The sequence below is a fragment of the Actinospineispora eucalypti genome (genome assembly GCF_039543365.1).
GTDB classification, from domain to species: domain Bacteria; phylum Actinomycetota; class Actinomycetes; order Mycobacteriales; family Pseudonocardiaceae; genus Pseudonocardia; species Pseudonocardia eucalypti.
Window position 1 is genome coordinate 14,550 of the sequence record NZ_BAABJP010000015.1, and the last position, 18,832, is coordinate 33,381.

Annotated in this window: 20 protein-coding genes; 11 read left to right on the forward strand and 9 right to left on the reverse strand. The window is 70.0% G+C overall.

Annotated elements, in window-relative coordinates:
* Positions 1-315 precede the first annotated feature (315 nt).
* From ABEB12_RS16120 to ABEB12_RS16140, 5 genes are all read right to left on the reverse strand, one after another.
* Positions 316-1,122 carry a methylenetetrahydrofolate reductase gene (locus ABEB12_RS16120; RefSeq protein WP_345702866.1) on the reverse strand — a complete coding sequence of 269 codons (807 nt, stop codon included), beginning with the start codon at positions 1,120-1,122 and terminating at the stop codon, positions 316-318.
* A complete protein-coding gene (locus ABEB12_RS16125; RefSeq protein WP_185059706.1) occupies positions 1,119-2,306 on the reverse strand; it encodes a glycine cleavage T C-terminal barrel domain-containing protein in 1,188 nt (395 codons plus the stop codon). Before ABEB12_RS16125 ends, ABEB12_RS16120 begins: the two co-directional genes overlap by 4 nt.
* 337 nt (positions 2,307-2,643) lie before the next feature.
* Positions 2,644-3,813 (reverse strand): CoA transferase, encoded by a 1,170-nt coding sequence (locus tag ABEB12_RS16130; RefSeq protein ID WP_221497587.1) that lies wholly within the window; start codon positions 3,811-3,813, stop codon positions 2,644-2,646.
* A gap of 4 nt (positions 3,814-3,817) precedes the next feature.
* Entirely contained in the window at positions 3,818-5,098 is a 1,281-nt protein-coding gene (locus tag ABEB12_RS16135) for a cytochrome P450 (RefSeq protein WP_185059705.1), read from the reverse strand.
* Between the two features lie 36 nt (positions 5,099-5,134).
* On the reverse strand, positions 5,135-5,317 hold the full coding sequence (locus ABEB12_RS16140) for a ferredoxin (protein WP_185059703.1): 183 nt from the start codon (positions 5,315-5,317) through the stop codon (positions 5,135-5,137).
* Positions 5,318-5,420: 103 nt separating this feature from the next.
* Between ABEB12_RS16140 and ABEB12_RS16145 the strand changes: the two genes are divergently transcribed.
* Genes ABEB12_RS16145 through ABEB12_RS16155 form a run of 3 tightly spaced genes read left to right on the forward strand, consistent with a single transcriptional unit; the run spans position 5,421 to position 8,152 of the window.
* On the forward strand, positions 5,421-5,837 hold the full coding sequence (locus ABEB12_RS16145; protein WP_185059701.1) for a hypothetical protein: 417 nt from the start codon (positions 5,421-5,423) through the stop codon (positions 5,835-5,837).
* A complete protein-coding gene (locus tag ABEB12_RS16150) occupies positions 5,838-7,379 on the forward strand; it encodes an AMP-binding protein (RefSeq protein ID WP_221497586.1) in 1,542 nt (513 codons plus the stop codon). It begins immediately after the preceding gene.
* On the forward strand, positions 7,376-8,152 hold the full coding sequence (locus ABEB12_RS16155) for an enoyl-CoA hydratase-related protein (protein ID WP_185059699.1): 777 nt from the start codon (positions 7,376-7,378) through the stop codon (positions 8,150-8,152). The genes ABEB12_RS16150 and ABEB12_RS16155 overlap by 4 nt, the downstream gene beginning before the upstream one ends.
* Before the next feature lie 329 nt (positions 8,153-8,481).
* On the opposite strand, the gene ABEB12_RS16160 is transcribed toward ABEB12_RS16155, so the two are convergent.
* A complete protein-coding gene (locus ABEB12_RS16160) occupies positions 8,482-8,958 on the reverse strand; it encodes a pyridoxamine 5'-phosphate oxidase family protein (RefSeq protein ID WP_185059697.1) in 477 nt (158 codons plus the stop codon).
* Positions 8,955-10,325 carry an FAD-dependent oxidoreductase gene (locus ABEB12_RS16165; protein ID WP_185059695.1) on the reverse strand — a complete coding sequence of 457 codons (1,371 nt, stop codon included), beginning with the start codon at positions 10,323-10,325 and terminating at the stop codon, positions 8,955-8,957. The genes ABEB12_RS16160 and ABEB12_RS16165 overlap by 4 nt, the downstream gene beginning before the upstream one ends.
* 63 nt (positions 10,326-10,388) lie before the next feature.
* Here ABEB12_RS16165 and ABEB12_RS16170 point away from each other — a divergent pair, with 63 nt between their 5' ends.
* From ABEB12_RS16170 to ABEB12_RS16205, 8 genes are all read left to right on the forward strand, one after another.
* Positions 10,389-11,729: an FAD-dependent oxidoreductase gene (locus ABEB12_RS16170; protein WP_185059693.1), complete on the forward strand. Its 1,341-nt coding sequence runs from the start codon at positions 10,389-10,391 to the stop codon at positions 11,727-11,729.
* Positions 11,730-11,809: 80 nt separating this feature from the next.
* Positions 11,810-12,538 carry a hypothetical protein gene (locus tag ABEB12_RS16175; protein ID WP_185059691.1) on the forward strand — a complete coding sequence of 243 codons (729 nt, stop codon included), beginning with the start codon at positions 11,810-11,812 and terminating at the stop codon, positions 12,536-12,538.
* Positions 12,539-12,568: 30 nt separating this feature from the next.
* Positions 12,569-13,183, forward strand: a complete 615-nt coding sequence (locus ABEB12_RS16180) for a cytochrome c oxidase subunit 3 (RefSeq protein ID WP_185059690.1) — start codon at positions 12,569-12,571, stop codon at positions 13,181-13,183.
* A gap of 8 nt (positions 13,184-13,191) precedes the next feature.
* Positions 13,192-13,482 (forward strand): cytochrome C oxidase subunit IV family protein, encoded by a 291-nt coding sequence (locus tag ABEB12_RS16185; protein ID WP_221497585.1) that lies wholly within the window; start codon positions 13,192-13,194, stop codon positions 13,480-13,482.
* Positions 13,483-13,498: 16 nt separating this feature from the next.
* Positions 13,499-15,508 (forward strand): oxidoreductase, encoded by a 2,010-nt coding sequence (locus tag ABEB12_RS16190; RefSeq protein ID WP_185059688.1) that lies wholly within the window; start codon positions 13,499-13,501, stop codon positions 15,506-15,508.
* 39 nt (positions 15,509-15,547) lie between these two features.
* On the forward strand, positions 15,548-15,748 hold the full coding sequence (locus ABEB12_RS16195) for a type II toxin-antitoxin system VapB family antitoxin (RefSeq protein WP_345702867.1): 201 nt from the start codon (positions 15,548-15,550) through the stop codon (positions 15,746-15,748).
* Positions 15,745-16,152 (forward strand): type II toxin-antitoxin system VapC family toxin, encoded by a 408-nt coding sequence (vapC, locus tag ABEB12_RS16200; RefSeq protein ID WP_185059686.1) that lies wholly within the window; start codon positions 15,745-15,747, stop codon positions 16,150-16,152. Before ABEB12_RS16195 ends, vapC begins: the two co-directional genes overlap by 4 nt.
* A gap of 70 nt (positions 16,153-16,222) precedes the next feature.
* Positions 16,223-17,020 carry a hypothetical protein gene (locus ABEB12_RS16205; protein ID WP_185059684.1) on the forward strand — a complete coding sequence of 266 codons (798 nt, stop codon included), beginning with the start codon at positions 16,223-16,225 and terminating at the stop codon, positions 17,018-17,020.
* On the opposite strand, the gene ABEB12_RS16210 is transcribed toward ABEB12_RS16205, so the two are convergent.
* Both ABEB12_RS16210 and ABEB12_RS16215 read right to left on the reverse strand, forming a co-directional pair.
* A complete protein-coding gene (locus ABEB12_RS16210; protein WP_185059682.1) occupies positions 17,017-17,829 on the reverse strand; it encodes an ATP-binding cassette domain-containing protein in 813 nt (270 codons plus the stop codon). The genes ABEB12_RS16205 and ABEB12_RS16210 overlap by 4 nt on opposite strands.
* Before the next feature lie 153 nt (positions 17,830-17,982).
* Positions 17,983-18,327: a hypothetical protein gene (locus ABEB12_RS16215; protein ID WP_185059680.1), complete on the reverse strand. Its 345-nt coding sequence runs from the start codon at positions 18,325-18,327 to the stop codon at positions 17,983-17,985.
* Positions 18,328-18,832 lie beyond the last annotated feature (505 nt).

Consider the following 18,832-nt stretch of genomic DNA (forward strand, 5'->3'; position numbering starts at 1 on the left):
GCCCGGTGCCGGTTCTCGCGGCTCGATCACGGAGCGTGCCCGGGTCGCCGGCGACCCGGGCGGTCGCCTTCATCGAGTGCTGGCCCAGTCGCTCTTGATCATGATTTTGCGGCGACTGAGCCACCACTCGGCGAAATGCGGCGCCGTACCTCCCCCGACACCCCTCCCTGTCGTCACCGTGCGTAGTGAAGAGGGAACCGGCACCCGGGCCAGAGGCGAGAGGCCGCTCCCAGGCGGCGGCAGACCGCCCAGCCGCGCCGTCCAAGCGCTCTTTGAACCGGAACCGCCCGGAACCGCAATACGGCGGGCCGGGACTCAGGCGGCGGCGCGGCGGCGGGCCTCGGCCAGCCAGCGCAGCGTGGGTTCTACCTGGTTGAAGGTGAACAGGTGCAACCCGGCGAACTCGCCGGAGTCCAGCTCGCCGAGCAGGGTGTCCGGGCGGTACCTACCGGGACGCAGCAACGTGCCGGCCACGCCCCGGTGCCCCAGGGCGAACCGCAGCGAGTCCCCCACTCCGATCCGCACGCCCAGGCGCAGCAACGTCCCCGCGTCCACCGCCCCCGGCAGCCCGACCAGCACCGGCAGCGCGATCCCCCGCCGCCGCGCTTCCGCCACAAAACCCCGCAGCGCGGCCGCGTCGAAGCACATCTGGGTCACCACGTAGTGCGCGAACCGCTGTTTCTCCCGCAACGCCGCCCAGAGCGCATCGTCCGGCACCGACGGGTGGCCCTCGGGATAGCCGGGCACGCCGATCCGGGTCAGCGAGTGGCCCAGCCGGTCCATCGCGCGCAGCAGCGCCGGCCCGTCCGGGAACTCGCCGGCCGGTACGACGGCATCCCCGGCCACCACGAACGCCTCCCGCACGCCGGCGCGGTCCAGCCGGCCCAGTGTCTCGGCCAGCTCGGCGGCATCCCGGACCTGCCGCGCGGCCAGGTGCGGCACCGCGCGGAAACCGCGCGCGGCCAGCCGTTCCACCAGATCCAGGGTGGGGGCGAGGCCACGCCGGGGCGCGCAGGTGACGGTGACCGTCGCCCCCTCCGGCAACCCCTCGAACCGGTCGGCCGCGTCACGCGTCGGCATCAGCTCGAGTTGGGGGGCGGCGAGCAGTTCCGCGACGCTCACCCCTTCGGAATCTCCTTGCCCGGGTCCACGAACGGCTTCGGCACCACCACCGCGCGCTGGCTACCGGTGGGCGTGGCGACGACCAGCTCGGTGCCCAGCTCACTCAGCCCGATCGGCACCATCGCCAGGCCGATGTTGTACTCCAGCCGGGGCGAGTGGCAGGCGCTGGTGACCGAGCCGACCAGCGTCCCGTCGCCGGTGCGCACCTCGAACGGCTCGATCATCGTGCCGTCCACGTAGGAACCGAGCGGCGGGCCGTCGATGCGCACACCGACCAGCTGGCGGGTGATGCCGCGCGCCTTGGCCTCGATGAGCGCCTGTTTGCCGATGAAGTCGGCCTCCTGCTCGAGGTCGACCATCCACCGGTAGTCGTAGCCGACTTCCAGGGGGTTGGTGTCCAGGGTGATGTCGCAGCCGTAGGCGAGCATGCCGCCCTCGATGCGCCGGATGTGCGAGGGCCCGATGGGCCGCAGGCCGTGCGGCTGGCCGACCCGCCAGACCACGTCCCACAGCTGGCCGGCGTTCTTGGTGGCCTCGTACAGGTAGATCTCGTAGCCGATCTCCGAGGTGTAGCCGGTGCGGCTGACCACGACGTCCAGCCCGTCCAGCCGGTAGTGCCGCAGGTGGTAGTAGCCGATGTCCAGAATGGTCGGCCCGAGCAGGTCCACCATCAGGTCCTTGGCCTTCGGCCCCTGGATCTGCACCGGCGACACGTCGATCTCCTTGACCGTGACGTTCCAGCCGCCGGCGTGCGCCACGCCGAGCGCCCAGAGCAGCACGTCGCTGTCCGCCAGGGACAGCCAGAACCGGTTCCGCTCCACCCGCAGCAGCACCGGGTCGTTGATGATCCCGCCGTCCGGCGCGGTGATGAACACGTACTTGCACTGGCCCACCGCGCACTTGGTCAGGTCGCGCGGCACCAGCAGGTTGGTGAAGTCGAACGCGTCCGGCCCGGAGATCTCCACCTGCCGCTCGACCCCGACGTCCCACAGCGTGACGCCGTTCAGCAGCGACCAGTACTCGCCGATCGGGTCGCCGTAGTGGCGCGGGTGGTACGTGTGGTTGTACACGCTGTAGGACGCCACGCCGTGTTCACGCGACTTCCAGAAGTACGGCGATTTCCGCAGCCGGGTGTACAGCAGCACCTTCGGCTCTTCGACCTTCGGCGTAACCAGCTCGGTCACCGGGCCTCCTCCGCGTTGAGGATATGTTGCGTATTACGCACTCTTTGCACATAAAGCAACAGCCGCCCCCACGATGGCGCGCGAAAGACCCCCCGTCAATACGCCAACCAGGCCACCCCCTTCACCCTGATTCAGTGGGTTCAGCACGGTGATTCAGTCACTTCAGCAGGCTGATTCAGTGGGTTCAGCAGGCTGATTCAGTCACTTCAGCTCACGGACGGACCGGACAGACCCGCGGAACCGACCGAACCCGCCTGCCGAAGTGACCGAACCGGACTGCGGAACCGACTGAATCACCCTGCTGAAGTGACTGAATCAGCGTGCTGAACGCACTGAATCAAGTGGTGGGGGTGGGGGTGGGGAGGTAGTGGGGGTTGTGTTCGCCCAGGAGGGGGGCGCCGCGGGTTAGGGCGCCGGGGGTGGCGGAGAGTTTGGGGACGACGCCGGGCATGGGGACGGTCTCGCCGCCCAGGCCGGGCTCGGGCACGTCGACGATCATTTCGCGCGCCTTGTAGTGCGGGTCGCCCAGGATGTCCCGCGCGGTGTAGATCCGGCCGGAGGGCACGCCCGCGTCGGCGAGCAGCGCGAGCAGCTCGTCGGCCGAATGATCACTGGTCCAGGCGGCGATCGCCTCGTCCAGCTCGGTCTGCGCGGCGCCCCGGCCGACGTGCGTGCCGTACGGCGAGTCGTCGGCCAACCAGTCGTCGCGGTCCATCGCCGAAGCCAGCCGGCGGAACACCGAGTCCTGGTTGGCGCCGATGATCAGCCACTCGCCGTCCCGGGTCGGGTAGACGCTGGACGGCGCGATGCCGGGCAGCAGCGCCCCGGTCGGGCCGCGTTCCCGGTCCAGCTTGACCAGCTCGGCGACGGTGGACTCCAGGTACATCCACATCGCCTCGTACAGCGCCACGTCGACCACCTGGCCCACCCCGGAGCCGCCGGGACGGTCCCGCCGCCACAACGCCATCAACGCCCCGACCAGCCCCTGCGTGCCGGCCAGCGCGTCGCCGATGGAGATCCCCACCCGCACCGGCGGGCGGCCCGGCTCGCCGGAAAGGTGCCGGAACCCGCTCATCGCCTCGGCCACCGAGCCGTAACCGGCCCGGTCCGCGTACGGGCCGTCCTGGCCGAACCCGGTGATCCGCACCATGATCAGCCGGGGGTTCACCGACGCCAGCTCGGAAGGACCCAGGTTCCAGCGCTCCATGGTGCCCGGCCGGAAGTTCTCCACCACGACGTCGGCCGTGGCGGCCAGCGTTCGGAACGCCTCCTGCCCGGCGGCCGACCGCAGGTCCAGGGTGACCGACTTCTTGCCCCGGCCGATGATCGACCAGTACAGCCCGACGCCCCGGTACAACCCACCCCACACCCGCATCGGGTCGCCGACCTCGGGGGGTTCGACCTTGATCACCTCGGCGCCGTGGTCGGCGAACAGGTGGCCGCAGAACGGGCCGCCGATGATGTGGCCGACCTCCAGGACCCGCAGGCCGTCCAGCGCTCCGGGCACCGGGTCAGCCCACCGACGAGGCGGCGCGCACCGGCAGCTTCTCGTCGAACCCGGTGAGCGACTTCGGACCGGGGGTGAACGTCGCGGGCATCGCGATGTACCCGTTGACCAGAGGGATCGTCGGGTAGCGGCGGACCGCGTCCAGGTCGATGGTGTAGTCCGGCAGCCGGCGCAGCACCTCCTGGAGCAGCAGGGTCATCTCCGCCGGGGCGAGGAAGGCCCCGAGGCAGCGGTGGATTCCGTTGCCGAAGGCCAGGTGTTTGCTGTTGTTGTCCCGGTCCAGCCGGATCTGGTCCGGTTCCGGGAACATCTCCGGGTCGTTGTTCGCCGAGCCCAGCGCGAGCAACACCCGGTCGCCGGGCCGCAGCTCGATCCCGCCCAGCTCCACCGGCTTGCGCACGGTGCGCGCGACCCCGGTGCCCGGGGTGAAGTAGCGCAGCATCTCGTCCACCGCGGTCGGGATCAGCGAGGGGTCGGCGGCCAGCGCGGTGCGCCTCTCCGGGTGCTCGCCCAGGTAGAGGAACATGCTGGCGATCAGCGCGGTGGACGTGTCGATCCCGCCGTTGAGCAGCATGAACAGCAGCTCGGTGACCAGCTCGTCGCCCAGCGGCCGCCCGTCCACCCGGGCACTGAGCAGGCGGTCCACGATGGTCTGGTCGTCGGCGTCGGCGGCGGCGCCGGACCCGACGCGCTCGCCGAGGGTCTCCCGCCGGTCGGCCACGGTGGCCCGCAGGTCGGCGAGCAGCTCCATCACCGCCTTCACCGAGCCCTTCTCCCGGTAGGCGGCCTTGTGCAGCGCGGTGGCGTAGAGCTCCCAGCGGTCCAGCGGCAGGCCGAAGTAGTCCAGGGAGACCAGCGCCGGCAGCGGGTTGGACAGGTCGTCCACGAAGTCGATCCGGCCGGACTCGATCACCCGGTCGACCACCCAGGTGACGATCTCCCGCATCCTCGGCAGATACGCGTTGATCGCCTTACTGGTGAACCGGGCCGCGACCAGCCGGCGGTAGGCCTGCGACTCCGGCGGGTCCATCTCCATGAAACCCATGCGCACCGGGTTCACCGGTACGGTCACGCCGCCGGTGCGGGAGCCGTCGAACTCGAGGTCGCGCCCGCAGGCGAAGGTCTCCGGATCGCGGAGCACCTGTTGCACGTCGGCGTACCGGGTGACGACCGAGAAGCCGCCGTGCGCGTCGCTGTGCGCCACCGGGCAGCTGCCGCGCAGCTCGGCGTAGGTCTCCCGCCAGTGCTCGGCGAAGTGTTCGGTGTGGTGATCGAACCGGGCCATGCCGCCACAATACCCAACGACGTTAGGTAAAGACAATCACCGGACATGGATGGCGTTCTCCGGACAGGTCAGCACGGCCTCGTCCACGTCGGCCTCGGCCGCCGGCGGCACCTCGTCCACCAGCACCAGACCCATGCCGAGGTCGTCGACGTCGAACACCTCGGGTGCGATCAGCGCGCAGCGCCCGTGTCCCTGACACTTGGCACCGTCGATACTCACGTGGCTCACGATGCCCGCCCCTTTCTGTCGCCGGCCGTTGCACACGCCGCCGGCGCCGCGCTAACCTAACGCCATTTGGTGAACCGGGTCAAGGAGGACTGGCGTGCCGGTATTCAGCTCCCAGCAGGAGGCCGAACAGGTGCTCAGCGAGTTCCTGGAGCACATCACTTCCGACCCGGAGCTGCGTCCCAAGTTCGTCGCCGCCGCCACCTCGTTCCGCGCCAACTACCACGACCCGGACTGCTTCGTCAGCCTGGCCACCACGGTGGACCCGCCGGCGGTGCGCAGCGGTGACGCCGCCAAGGCCAAGGAAGTCGACGTGAACATGTTCATGTCGGCCGACGACGGCCACAAGTTCTGGCTGGGCCAGCTGAACCTGCCGATGGCGCTGGCCCGCAAGAAGGTGCGGGTGGAGGGCCAGATACCCAAGCTGCTCAAGCTGCTGCCGGCGATGCAGCCGGCGTTCGGGATGTACCGCACCTTCCTCAAGGAGCGCGGCATGGAAGACAAGATCGGCTGAATGATGGGATTCGGCGCGCACGACTGGGTGGCCCGGCACGCGGACCACCAACCGGACGCCATGGCGCTGGGTTGCGCCGAGGACGGCCGGCGCCTGCGTTGGCGGGAGCTCGACCATCGGGTGGGCCGGCTGGCCTCGGTGCTCGCCGGGCTGGGGGTGGCCAAGGGCGACCGGGTCGCCCTGATCGCGGAGAACGACCCCCGGGTCTTCGAGGTGCAGTTCGCCGCGATGCGGCTGGGCGCCCTGTTCGTCCCGCTGAACTGGCGGCTGTCCACCCACGAGATGGCGGAGATCTGCCTGGACGCGGAACCCGCCGTGCTGGTGCACGACGCCACCTGGGCCGCCGCGGCCACCGAGATCGCGGAGAAGGCCGGCGTGGCCCGCCGGCTGGCCTGGGGTCTTCCGGCCGACGAGGCCGAGGACTACGAGGAAGGCCTGGCCGCCGCCGACTACCGGGACCCCCGGGGCACCACCACGCTGGACCTCGAGGACCCCACCCACATCCTCTACACCTCGGGCACCACCGGTAAGCCCAAGGGCGCACTGTCCACCTTCCGCACCCTGATCTGGCAGTCCCTGAACAACGCGCACACCACCGGCTACTCCCAGCCCGGCTGCCACCAGCTGAACGTCATGCCGCTGTTCCACGCGGGCGGCCTGCACGTGATGGCCAACCCGATCCTGTACTTCGGCGGCGCGGTCACCACGATGACCCGGTTCGTGCCCGACCTGGTGCTCGCCGCACTGACCTCGTCCGCTCCCCCGGTCACCCATTTCGCGGCGATCCCGCTGATGTACCAGGCGATCGCCGCCCAGCCCGCGTTCGCCTCGGCCGACCTGTCCCGCGCCCGGCACTTCATCGTGGCCGGCGCCATCGCCACCCCCGAACTGCTCCAGCTGTGGGCGGACAAGGGCACGCCGCTGCAACCCCAGTACGGCGGCACCGAGATGGGCCCGATGGCCACCGCGCTGGACCACGAGTTCGGCACCCTGGACAAGGCAAAGGCCGGGTCCACCGGGCGCAAGGCGTTCCACACCGACATCCGGCTGGTCTCGCCCACCGGGGAGGACGTGCCGGACGGGGAGACCGGGGAGATCTGGCTGCGCGGCCCCAGCGTCACGGTCGGCTACTGGCGGCGCTCCCGGGACGACTACTTCACCGGCGACTGGTTCCGCACCGGCGACGCCGCCCGCCGGGACGCCGACGGCTTCTACTACCTGGCCGGCCGGACCAAGGAGATGTACAAGTCGGGCGGGGAGAACGTCTACCCGGCCGAGGTGGAGAACGTGCTGTCCGTGCACCCTTCGGTCGCCGACGTCTCGGTGATCGGCGTGCCGGACCCGCGGTGGCAGGAGGTCGGGCTGGCCGTCGTGGTCCCGGTTCCGGGGGCGACCCCGACCCTGGACGAGCTGTGCGCCTTCGCCGAGGCCCGGCTGGCCCGGTTCAAGCTGCCCAAACGCCTGGTACTGGTGGACGAGCTGCCGCGCAACGTCACCGGCAAGGTGTCCCGGGCCGCGTTGAAGGAGCAGTACGGCCGGTGATCCACGAGAAGCTCGACGAGCACGGCGTGGCCGAGCTGGTGGTGGACAACCCGCCGGTCAACGCCTTCGACCTGGCCTCCATCGACGCGCTGATCTCCGCGCTGCGCGGGTACGGGTCGCCGGACTCCGGCGTGCGCGCGGTGGTGCTGCGCGGCGAGGGGCGCGGCTTCTGCGGCGGCGGGGACGTGAAGGAGGTGCAGCGGCTGCCCGGGTATGAGGGCATCCTCGGCCAGATTCACGGCTCGCAGAACCTCACCCTGGCGATCGCGGAATGCCCGGTGCCGGTGATCGGCGCCATCCACGGCTACTGCATCGGCCTGGGTGTGCTGGTGGCCGGCGTGTGCGACATCCTGCTCGCCTCACCCGGCACCCCGTTCGTGCTGGCCGAGGCCGACAACGGCGCCACCAGCGGCATCATCCAGGCGATCGGCCTGATGCCGGAGAAACGCCTGCGCGCCGCGCTGTTCACCTGCGAGCCGGTGCCGGCCGAGGAACTGGCCGCCTTCGGCTCCGTATTACGCCTGGTCGACCCGGAGGAGCTGCCCTCGGCGGCGCTGGCTCTGGCCCACACGGTGGCCGGCAAACGCACGGCGGTGATCCGCGGCCTCAAGTCCGCGATGGCCGGCAGCATCGGCCGGGACATCCGCACCGCCTACCGCCAGGAGCTGAGCTACACCCTGGAACTGAACATGTCCGGCGAGGCCCGCGACGCCCGTTCCGACTTCACCGAACACCGCCGCCCCGGCTACCTCCACGGCGAGTCGGGAAATTAGGTACAGCGAGTCGGGGATCTGGGTACGGCGAGTCGGGGCTTGAGGTACGGCGAGTCGGGGTTTGGGGTACAGCGAGTCGGGACTTGAGGTACAGCGAGTCGGGACTTGAGGTACGGCGCGGTTTTGGACGGCGAGCCCTCGCCGAGCGATTGCGCCGAAGGGACGGGCGACACCCGCGGCCGACGACCAGACTCCGCCGTCCGGGTTCTCTTGAACTCACGGCGGGCCCAACCGCACGGAACCGCGCGCACCCGCTCGTTCCCAAATCCCCGACTCGCCGTACCCCAAGCCCCGACTCGCCGTACCCAGATCCCCGACTCGCGGAGGGGTTAGGTGGTTGTGCGGGCCAGGGAGCCGTCGAAGGCGTTGGTGATCTTTTCCGGGGTGAAGCGGAGGACCACTCGGCCCGGGGAATCGGCCGCCGTTACGTGCGCCTCCTGCGCCTGCTCGTCCTCCGGGTCGTAGCGGCGGGCGATGTCGCGGAGCACCCGCAGCACCACCGACCGGTCCTCGATCACCGCGGTGTGCCCCTTGAAGGAGAGGGTCCTGGAGCGGCCGTGCGCGGCGACCACCACGCAGGATCGGGGGTCGCGGCGGACCGCCCGGACCCGGGCGCGGGAGGCCTCGGAGACCATCCAGAACTCGCCGTCCCGGTAGACGAAGGCCTGGGTGACCGCCGCCGGGTGCCCGGACGAGTTGGTCCAGCAGAAGGTGCAGTCGGTCTGCGAGTCGAGCAGCCGGGCCTGCCGCTCGGGACTCAGCGCGAAGCGGCTGGCGTCGGCCAGCGACTCGAACTTCGTGCTCACCGGGCCACCGCCGACCCGACGGAACCGCCGGCCAGCACCCGAGCCACGCGCCCAGCGGCCTCCTCGCCGGCCACCGCGCAGGCGTTGGTGGACGAGGCGGACAGGTAGTCGCCGGCCAGCTGTATCCGCCCGCCGGCGTCGGCCAGCTCACCCAGCCGCGCCACGTGGGTGTACCAACCCGGGTAGCTGCGCACCACGGCCGGGTCCCACCGGTCCAGGCGGGCGAACACCAGGTCCTCCTCGATGCTCGGCACCACCTTCGCCATCGCCGGCAGCATCTCGGCGATCACCTCGTCGTCGGTCCGCAAACGCCGCGACGAGCTCCACTCGTGCAGCCAGTAGGTGGAGAGCAGCCCGGCCGAAGGGGACGGCACGCACGCCTCGCCGGCGTTGTGGCTGAACACCACCACGCACAGGTTCTCGTCCTCGGCGCGCGGCACCGGCACCACCAGCGACGGCTCCGAGGGCCGCCGGCGCAGCGCGAAGTGGCCGGCGTAGGTGACGCAGTAGCGCAGCTTCGAGGTCAAGATTTCGCGCCGCGAAGCGTCCAGCCCCGGGTAGAGCGCGGGCACCACCGCGCCGGACACCGCGAGCACGCAGGCGTCCGCCGACTCGACCCGCGAGACGCCGTCCGGGCCGGTCCAGCTCACCCGCACGCCGTCCGGCTCGTCGGTCACCGAGGTCACCCGCGCCGAGAGCCGCACGTCCAGCCGCGAAGCCAGTTCGCGAACCAGGAAGTCGATGCCGCCCGGGTAGCGCATCATCCCCGAGCCGACGAAGTTCACCGCCGCGAAGAAGAAGTCCACGATGGACACCGTGTCCGCGTTGCACGTGAACAGCGCGCGCAGGATCGGTTCCACCAGGTAGTCGCGCACCTCCGGGCTGAGCCGGCGCTCGCAGTACTCGGCCACGGTCTCCGTGTCGAACCGGGCCGCCGCGCCCAGGTTGGCGTAGCTGAGCGAGCCCTTCATGCGCAGCGCGTCCACCAGCATCCGGCGCAGCAGCAGCTTCCCGCGCACCGACAGCAGGGACGTGCGCAGGCCGTCCACCAGCATCCCCGGGCCGCTGGCCCGCAGCCGGTGCATCCGCCCGTCCCGGGGCACGCCGAGCACCACCGGCATGGCGCCGATCCGCCCGCCGAGCCCCACGTCCTGAGCCAGCCCGCGCACGGCGGCGTAGGAGGAGGGCAGGATGTTGGCCGCCCGGTTCACCACGTAACCGTCTCGGCGGACGCTGCTCATCTTTCCGCCGACCGCGTCCGAGGCCTCCAGTACGAGCACCTCGAAGCCGCGATCCCGCAGCCGGTACGCGCAGCTCAGGCCGGTGATACCGGCCCCGACAACCACCACTCGCTGACCCGGGGACATACCAGTATCCTATCGCTGTATGGTTTTTCGCACTAGTGAGCCCTCGGCTCCGGAGGGAGTGCCATGCCCGAGGTGATCGTGGTCGGCGCCGGGGCGGCCGGCGTGTCCGCCGCGTTCTGGCTACGAAGGGCGGGCGTCACCGTGCGGATACTCGAAAAGGGCAACCAGGTCGGCGGGCGGGTGCGCACCGTGGCGCGCGACGGCTTCCGGTTCGACGTCTCCGCCGGGGCCCTGCCCACCACCTACGCGGCCATGCTGCGGCTGATCGACGCGGTCGGCGCGCGCGGCGAGATCGAGCACCGGGGCGCGGTGATCGGCGCGCTGCGGGACGGCCGGGTGCACCGGATCGCCCGGCGCAACCCGCTCACCTTCCTGTCCGCCCGGCACATCCCGGCCCGGGACAAGGCCTCGCTGTGGCGCCTCGGCCGGGACCTGGCGAAGGCGTACCGCTCGATCAACTACACCGACCTGGGCAGCGCCGCGCACCTGGACACCCGGACCATGCACGACTACTGCGTGGCCAACTACCCGGACTCGGTCCGGGAGAACCTGCTCGAGCCGATCACCCGCGCGCTGCTGCTCACCGAGCCGGAGCAGAGCTCGGTGGTGGACCTGTTCGCCGCCTGCCGCAGCCTGCTGGTGGCCGGGCACATCGTCACCCACCCCGCCGGCCTGGGCTTCTTCCTGGACCGCGCGGCCGCCGAGCTGGACATCCGGCTGGAAGCCCAGGTCGAAGAGGTGCGGACCCAGGCCGACGAACGGGTCCAGGTGCGCTGGACGGAGAACGACCAGCCACACGAGAGCACGGTGGACGGGGTGGTGCTCGCGGTCCCGGCGGGCGCGGCCGTCGAGATGTACCCGGACCTGGACCCGGCGCGCCGCAAGTACCTGGAGAACCTGCGCTACTCGACGTCCATCGTGGTCTCCCTGGGCGTCGAACCGGCACCGGACGAAACCGCGTCGATGGTGCTCATCCCGCGCGACCTGGAGCCGGACCTGTGCGTGGTCGGGCTCGGGCACAACCTGGCCCCCGGGCGCGCCCCGGCCGGCACCGGCATCCTGACCGCCTACTGGATGACCGACTGGAGCACCCGCCACTACGGCGACCCGGACGAAGAGGTGGTCGCGGCCACCCGGGCGACGATCAACCGGCTGCTGCCCGGCTGGGCGGACCGGGTGCGCGCGTCCCACGTGGCCCGGTGGAACCCGGCCCTGGTGGCCAGCGAGGTGGGCACCTACGCCGGCCTGGTGGACTTCCACGCGCACGCCGACCCCGCCGCGCGCATCCAGCTGGCCGGCGACTACCACGCGCAGACCAGCGTCAACGCCTCGATCGCGGCCGGCGAGCGGGCGGCCGCCGATCTGGCCCACACGCTGCGTCACGCACCGGCCACGGCGGGGTGAGCCGAATTGACCCGGACGTCAAATCCTGAGAATCTAACACCGTTAGCCAGCGGCTACCAACCACGAACGAAGGTCTGGCGATGAACGCGACAACACAGCGGTTGTGCGCCTGGAGCGGAACACTGATGATCCTGGTGTTCTGCATCGGTTTCTGGTGGATCGGCGGGATGGTGCCGCCGCCGGCACCCAGCTGGTCGGCGACCGAGGTGGCCCGGTTCTACGCCGACAACGTGACCAGCATCCGGATCGGCCTGGTGATCTCCCTGCTGGGCACCGGGTTCGGTTTCCCGTACGCGGTGGCCATCCTGCTGCAGGTGCGCCGCATCGAGGGCCGGTGGTCCCCGCTGGCCTTCACCCAGCTCGGCGCCGGGTGGACCACCCCGCTGCTGCTCGGCCTGCCCATGTTCGTCATGGCGGCGGCCGCGTACCGGCCGGAACGCGACCCGGAGCTCACCCAGGCCCTCAACGACCTGGCCTGGCTGCCGTTCGTCGGGTTCGCCGCGCCGGCCGCGATCCAGTCGCTCGCCATCGGCCTGGCCATCCTGCGCGACCACCGGGAACGCCCGGTGCTGGCCCGCTGGGTCGGGTACTACAACGTGTGGCTGGCCATCGGTTTCCTGGTCGGCGCGCTGGTCATGTGCTTCCACACCGGACCGTTCGCCTGGAACGGGGTTATTGCTTTCTGGTTAGCACTCACTATCTTTGGTACGTGGTTCCCGGTGATGGGGTACGTGCTGCACCGCGCGATCGGCGAGCAGGAGGCCGAAGCGGCGGTTAGCGTCCCCCATCAGGAACCACAGACGGCCTGACCGCTACCGCCGAGTGGAACTGGGAGACCCGTGACCACGCTTTCGAAGAACGTCCAGCGGCCCGAAGCATCCGGCAAACCGGCAAAACACCTGCCCGGCGAGGAAGGCACCTGGGTCTTCATCTTCGGCGACATGATGGTGTTCGCCGTCTTCTTCTGTACCTACCTGTACTACCGGGGGCTGGAACCGGAGCTGTTCAACGAGTCGCAACAGCAGCTGCGGCAGATCTACGGCGTGGTGAACACGCTGTTGCTGCTGACCAGCTCGCTGTTCGTGGTGGTCGGCATCCGGGCCATCCGGAAGCGGGTCGCCGGCGTCGCGCCGTGGATGTTCAGCGGGGCGCTGGTGTGCGGCCTCGGGTTCTCCCTGATGAAGTTCCTGGAGTACAGCGAGAAGCTGGGCAAGGGCCTCACACCCAACACCAACAGCTTCTTCATGTACTTCTACGTGCTCACCGGCCTGCACTTCTTCCACCTGATCATCGGCATGGCGGTGCTGGTCTACCTGATCGTGAAGTCGCGGGCGGCAGAAACAACCCAGCTGACCACCAAGCAGTTCGCCTTCGTGGAGGGCGGGGCCTGCTTCTGGCACATGGTGGACCTGCTGTGGATCGTGCTGTTCCCGCTGCTCTACCTGGTGAAGTGAGGTTGGGAGTGACCACTGCATCGAGCACCCCGCTGAGCCTGCTCCGCGCGCGGTTCACCGGCATCTGGTTCGTGCTGATCGCGGCCACCCTGCTGTCCTTCTGGCTGGGCACCGACCACGGCATCGACTCGCCCCAGGCGCGGTCGGTGCTGATCTTCCTGGTGGCCTTCGTCAAGGTCCGGTTCGTGGGGCTGTACTTCATGGAGCTGAAGGACGCACCGCTGCCGCTGCGGCTGATCCTGGAGGCCTACTGCGTGGTGATCTGCGCGGCGGTGATCGGCTTCTACCTCTTCGCCTGAGCCACCGGGGGTCGGCGTGTACGAGCACGTGCTGAGCCCGTTCCGGATCGGCCGGGTGGAGCTGCGCAACCGGGTGGTCCGCACGTCGCAGGGCACCGGGTTGGCCGCCGGCCAGCAGGTCAGCGACGAGCTGGTCGAGTTCCTGGTGGCCCGGGCCAAGGGCGGCGTGGCGCTGGCGTTCGCCGACATCGGGCAGATCCACTGGAGCTCGCCGGGCATGATCGACCTGTCCAGCGACCGCTGCCTGCCCGGGCTGCGCCGGCTCACCGAGGCGTCCCACGCGCACGGCATGCACCTGTTCCAGCAGGTCTGGCACGGCGGCCCGACCCAGCTGGCCTGGGACAGCTCCGCGCCGTGGGCGGCCTCGCACGTGCCCGACCCCGGGCTGGGCATGCTGCCGGTGCCGATGACCCAGGCGATGATCGACGAGCTGACCGGGTGTTTCGTCGCCGCCTCGGTGCGCGCCATGGAGGGCGGCATCGACGGGATCGAGCTGCACGCCGGCCACGGCTACCTGTTCTCCTCGTTCCTCTCCCCGGCCACCAACCTGCGCACCGACCGGTACGGCGGCTCGGCCGAGAACCGGTCCCGGTTCCTGTTCGAGGTGCTGCGCAAGATCCGCGCCGCCGTGGGCCCGGACTACCCGGTGGGCGTGCGGGTCTCCCCGGACGGCCCGGCCGACCAAACGACCACGGAAGACCTGGTCGAGCTGACCGGGCGGCTGGAGCGCTCCGGCCTGATCGACTTCCTGGACGTCTCGCTGGGCTCCCACTACGGGCGTGACCTGTTGATGGGCGGCGGCCACGAGCCGCCGGGCTACCAGCTGCCGTCCAGCGAGAAGATCACCCGGCAGACCGCGCTGCCCACCATCGTGGCCGGCCGGTTCCACACGCTCGAGCAGGCCGACCGGGTCGTCGCGTCCGGGGCGGCCGACCTGGTGTCCATGGTGCGGGCCACGCTGGCCGAGCCGGAACTGGTGGTGAAGTCGGCGGACGGGCGCACCGGCGAGGTGCGGCCGTGCATCGCCTGCCTGCAGAGCTGCGCCGGCGGGCTGAACACCCGGGCCCGCGCGATGTGCGCGGTGAACCCCGCCGCCGGCCGCGAGCTGACCCACGGCGACGCGCTCATCCCGGTCGCGCCGAGGTCGCTGCGCGTGGTGGTGGTCGGCGGCGGGCCGGCCGGCATGGAAGCGGCCCGGGCGGCCGCCATCGCCGGGCACCGGGTCACCCTGCTGGAAGCCGCCGACCAGCTTGGCGGGCAGCTGAGGCTGGCCCCGCGCCCCGAGCTCCACGCCCTGGCGGACTTCTACGCCGGCGAGCTGGCCCGGCGCGGGGTGGACGTGCGGCTGGGGGTCCACGCGTCGGCCGAGGACGTGGCGCGGCCGCGGCCGGACGCGGTGCTGGTGGCCACCGGAACCACGCCGCGCCGGGACGGCTTCCAGACCCTGCGCCCCGCCCTCCCACTGCCCGGCCTGGCCGAGGTCAGGGCGCACACCGGCTGGGACGTGCTGCGCGGCACCGCCGAGCTGGGGCCCACCGTGCTGCTGCTGGACGAGATCGGGCACTACGAGTCGGTGGACGTGGCCCGGCGGCTGGTCGACGAGGGTCACCGGGTGCTGCAGGTGAGCCGGTTCGCGCTGGTGGCGGCCAACCTGGAGATGCGCTGGGAGATGGTCGGCGCACCGCTGCTGGCCCGGCTGATGCGGGGCGACTTCACCTTCTTCCCGCGCAGCGTGCTGCGCGGCCTCGAGGCACCGGGCCGGGCGGAGATCGCCCCGCACGAGGCGCCGTGGCGGGCGCACACGGTCGACTTCGACGACCTGGTACTGATGTCCGGCGGGGTGCCGGACCGGGTACTGGTCGATTCGTTGAAAGGGGTCGCTCCGGTGCTGCGGGTGATCGGCGACGCGAACAGCCCGCGCCGCCTGGAGGTGGCCTTCGTGGAGGGCCGCCAGTCGGTGGACGCGCTGACCCCCGAGTGGTCGCCGCCGCTGGCCCGCTACGGCTGGTCCGGATCGGCCACGTAATAACACACCATTCATACACCTGAGGTGTAAACTTGGTGTGTGCGGACGAACATCGACATCGACGACGAGGTGCTGGAAATGGTCATGCACCGATACCGGTTGCGCACCAAGACCGAGGCCGTGGATCTCGCCCTGCGCCGGCTGGCCGGCGAGCCGATGAGCCGGGAAGAGGCGCTGGGCATGCGGGGCGCGAACGCGATCGGCGAGCCGCCGGCCGACGGGTTCCCGGCGCCCCGGTGATACTCGCCGACACCTCGGCGTGGGTAGAGTACGACCGGGCCACCGGAAGCGCGGTCGATCTGCGGCTCACCGAGCTCATCGACAGCGCCGGGCCGGTCGCGGTGACCGAGCCGGTGATGATGGAGGTGTTGTGCGGCGCCCGGGACAACTACCGGGAACGCGACCTGCGCCGCCTGCTGGACCGCTTCGAGCTGCTGCGCTTCGAGGCGACCAGCGACTTCGCCGGGGCGATGCAGATCTACCGGGCATGCCGCCGCGCCGGGGTCACGCCCCGGGGGCTGGTCGACTGCATGATCGCCTCCGTCGCGCTGCGGAACAACGCCGCCGTACTGGCCCGCGACGGGGACTTCCCCCACATCGCCAAGGTGATGGCCCTCGACCTCGACCCGGCAACACCCCACTGACCGCTGCTCAAAGGCGCATCTTCCGGCATAATCCTAACAACGTTGGTTTATGCGACGAGAAGGAGCGAGCGTGGGGATTCCGGGAGCGCAGCCGCCGTGGGACATGGTGATGAACTCGACCGGCCAGGTCATCTTCACCGTGTTCGTGATCATCCCGTGGGTGGCGCTCATCGCACTGGCCGTGCGGGCACTGCTGCGGGACCGGCAGGCCGCTCCGATGCTGTTCCTGCTCGGCGGCGCGTGCTCCATCGTGATGGAGCCGGTGGTCGACGTGATGGGAATGTGCTTCTTCCCGTTGCACGGCCAGTGGGTCGGCCTGGAGACGTTCGCCGGCCGGCCCGTGCCGATGTTCATGTGGCCGGTGTACAGCTGGTTCGTCGGCGGCCAGGCGTTCCTGCTCTGGCGCATGCTGCAGCGCGGGAACATGACCGGGCGACGGCTGTGGACGCACTGGTTCACCGCCTGGGGCGTGAACATCGTGCTGGAGACGCCCGGCGTGCTGATGGGCGTGTACACCTACTACGGCGCGCAGCCGTTCAACTTCTGGGGCCTGCCGCTGTGGTGGCCGGCGGTGAACGCCACCATGCCGATCGTCGCCGCGTTCCTGGTGCACATGTCGATGCCGTACCTGCGCGGCTGGCGGCTGCTGGCCATCGTGCCGCTGGCACCGATGGCAGACGGGCTGGTCAACGGCGGACTGGCCTGGCCGACCTGGAGCGCGCTACACAGCGACATCGGCTACGCCGCCACCTATCCGGCCTCGCTGGTCACCCTGGGGCTGGCCATGCTGGCGGTCTGGGTGCTCGCCAACCACCTGCCGAAGCAGGCGCCAGCGAGTACGGAAGAGCGGGTCCAGGTGGCGGCTTAGTCCATGCCGAGGGGGCCGGCGGATTCGCCGGAGAGGAACTGGCGAACAAACGGGTCCTCGGAAGCGAACGCCTCCTCGGCCTCCCCGTAGTGGACGACCTTGCCCTTCCAGATCAGCCCCACATAGTCACTGACCTTGCGCGCGGTCCGAATATCGTGAGTCACCAACATGTAGGTGCCCCGATGCTCCGCGTGCATATCCAAAATCAAGTCGTTCAACAAGCTGGTCCGCACCGGGTCCAGACCCGAGTCCGGCTCATCGAAGAACACGATCGACGGATCCATCACCAACGCCCGCGCGAAACCCGCCCGCTTGCGCATACCACCGGACACCTCGTTCGGCAGCTTCGACCACGACCGCTCCAGGCCCACCTCGGTGAGCCGCTTCATCACGATCTCCCGGATCTCGTCCTCGGACTTGTCCGTGTGCTTACGCAACGGGAACGCGGTGTTGTCATAAATGTTCATCGACCCGAACAACGCGCCGTCCTGGAACAACACACCCATCCGGGTCCGCAGCTCGTAGCGCTCCTTCTCGGAGATCTTCCACAGATCCTCCCCGAAAATCAGCACCTCACCGTCGTCCGGCTCCAGCAACCCCACCAAGTGCTTGATCAACACCGACTTACCGGTACCCGAAGGCCCCAAAATCGTGGTGATCGCATCATCCTGGAACTGCAGATCCAGACCGGCCAGCACGTGGAAGTTGCCGAACGACTTGTAGACGTTCCGCACCTCCATGCTGTGCGTGGTATCGCCGTTCGTGGTCGGCGCCGCACCCTGGTTGCCCACGGTCTGGTTGGAGGACATGCCACCCCCTGTTGAGATGAACCGGCCGTCGATCTCGCGCCGAACAGCCTGTCTATGATGCCGGCCACAGCATACGTGAACAACGCTTGGTTATGGACGTCAGGCCGACACTACACCGGAGCGGGTGGTGATCTCTCTACCTCTTGCGGGTTATCACTGCTGAGGGAGCCCGTCCGCCCCCTGACCGGGGGGTGCACCGGTCACCCTGGAGGTGGACGGGGAACCGGTTCCCGCGGCGGAATGCGACGGGTTCTCCCCAACGGCGCTGGGCTGGCGGACACCGCCCCAGCGGTTGTAGGCGCGCTTGTTCAGCTTCGGGCGGTAGCGCAGCAGCCGGTCGCCGCCGGGGTCCGCGTCCGGGCCGAAGAACATCACGATGTCGATCAGCACCGCGACCACGAACACCACGATCATCAGGGTCACCGACGCCACCGTGACCATGTGCGACCCCTGGATGGCGAACAGCAGGACGATCAGACCGATCGCGATCAGCGTCATCCGCCCCGCCTCCCCTCGAACAGGTCATCAGGCTACCCGAGGTAGGCGTTGCAACAGTAGGACGAAATCGACGCATGATCGCCATCGATGCGGTGGCGGCTCAAAACCGGCCTCGACGGCGCGGCCGGGCAGTCCGCCGCGCCGTCGATGCGGCCGTTCTAATCCAGGTGTCCGCAGCCTTGCTACGCACTGTGACCATCGGGGTGGCTTCCGGACGAGTCCGCGCCCAGCTCTACTCACCGAGCGCAGGCCCAGTCCGGTTCGATCATGGGATTCACCGGACTCAGCTTGCGCTCGATGAAGTCGTCCGCCCCGGACAGCCGCAGTCCAACCACGGTCCGTAACCAAGGCCCGGAACACCGGCACCCAACGCAAGCGGCCGCACCCAAGCCGCGACACACCGCCCACCCGCGCCGTCCAAGCCGATCTCCAGACCGCCGCCGGCCTCGCCCGACGCCGCAAAGGAAGCCGTCACGCCGCACAGGCCGCACCATATGCGGCGTCA

Excerpts from the sequence above, each read along its gene's own strand:
- ABEB12_RS16215 (WP_185059680.1), bottom strand. The coding sequence starts at position 18,327 with ATGACGCTGATCGCGATCGGTCTGATCGTCCTGCTGTTCGCCATCCAG.
- ABEB12_RS16170 (WP_185059693.1), top strand. The coding sequence starts at position 10,389 with ATGCCCGAGGTGATCGTGGTCGGCGCCGGGGCGGCCGGCGTGTCCGCC.
- ABEB12_RS16175 (WP_185059691.1), top strand. The coding sequence starts at position 11,810 with ATGAACGCGACAACACAGCGGTTGTGCGCCTGGAGCGGAACACTGATG.
- ABEB12_RS16135 (WP_185059705.1), bottom strand. The coding sequence starts at position 5,098 with ATGGCCCGGTTCGATCACCACACCGAACACTTCGCCGAGCACTGGCGG.
- ABEB12_RS16165 (WP_185059695.1), bottom strand. The coding sequence starts at position 10,325 with ATGTCCCCGGGTCAGCGAGTGGTGGTTGTCGGGGCCGGTATCACCGGC.
- ABEB12_RS16150 (WP_221497586.1), top strand. The coding sequence starts at position 5,838 with ATGATGGGATTCGGCGCGCACGACTGGGTGGCCCGGCACGCGGACCAC.
- ABEB12_RS16210 (WP_185059682.1), bottom strand. The coding sequence starts at position 17,829 with ATGTCCTCCAACCAGACCGTGGGCAACCAGGGTGCGGCGCCGACCACG.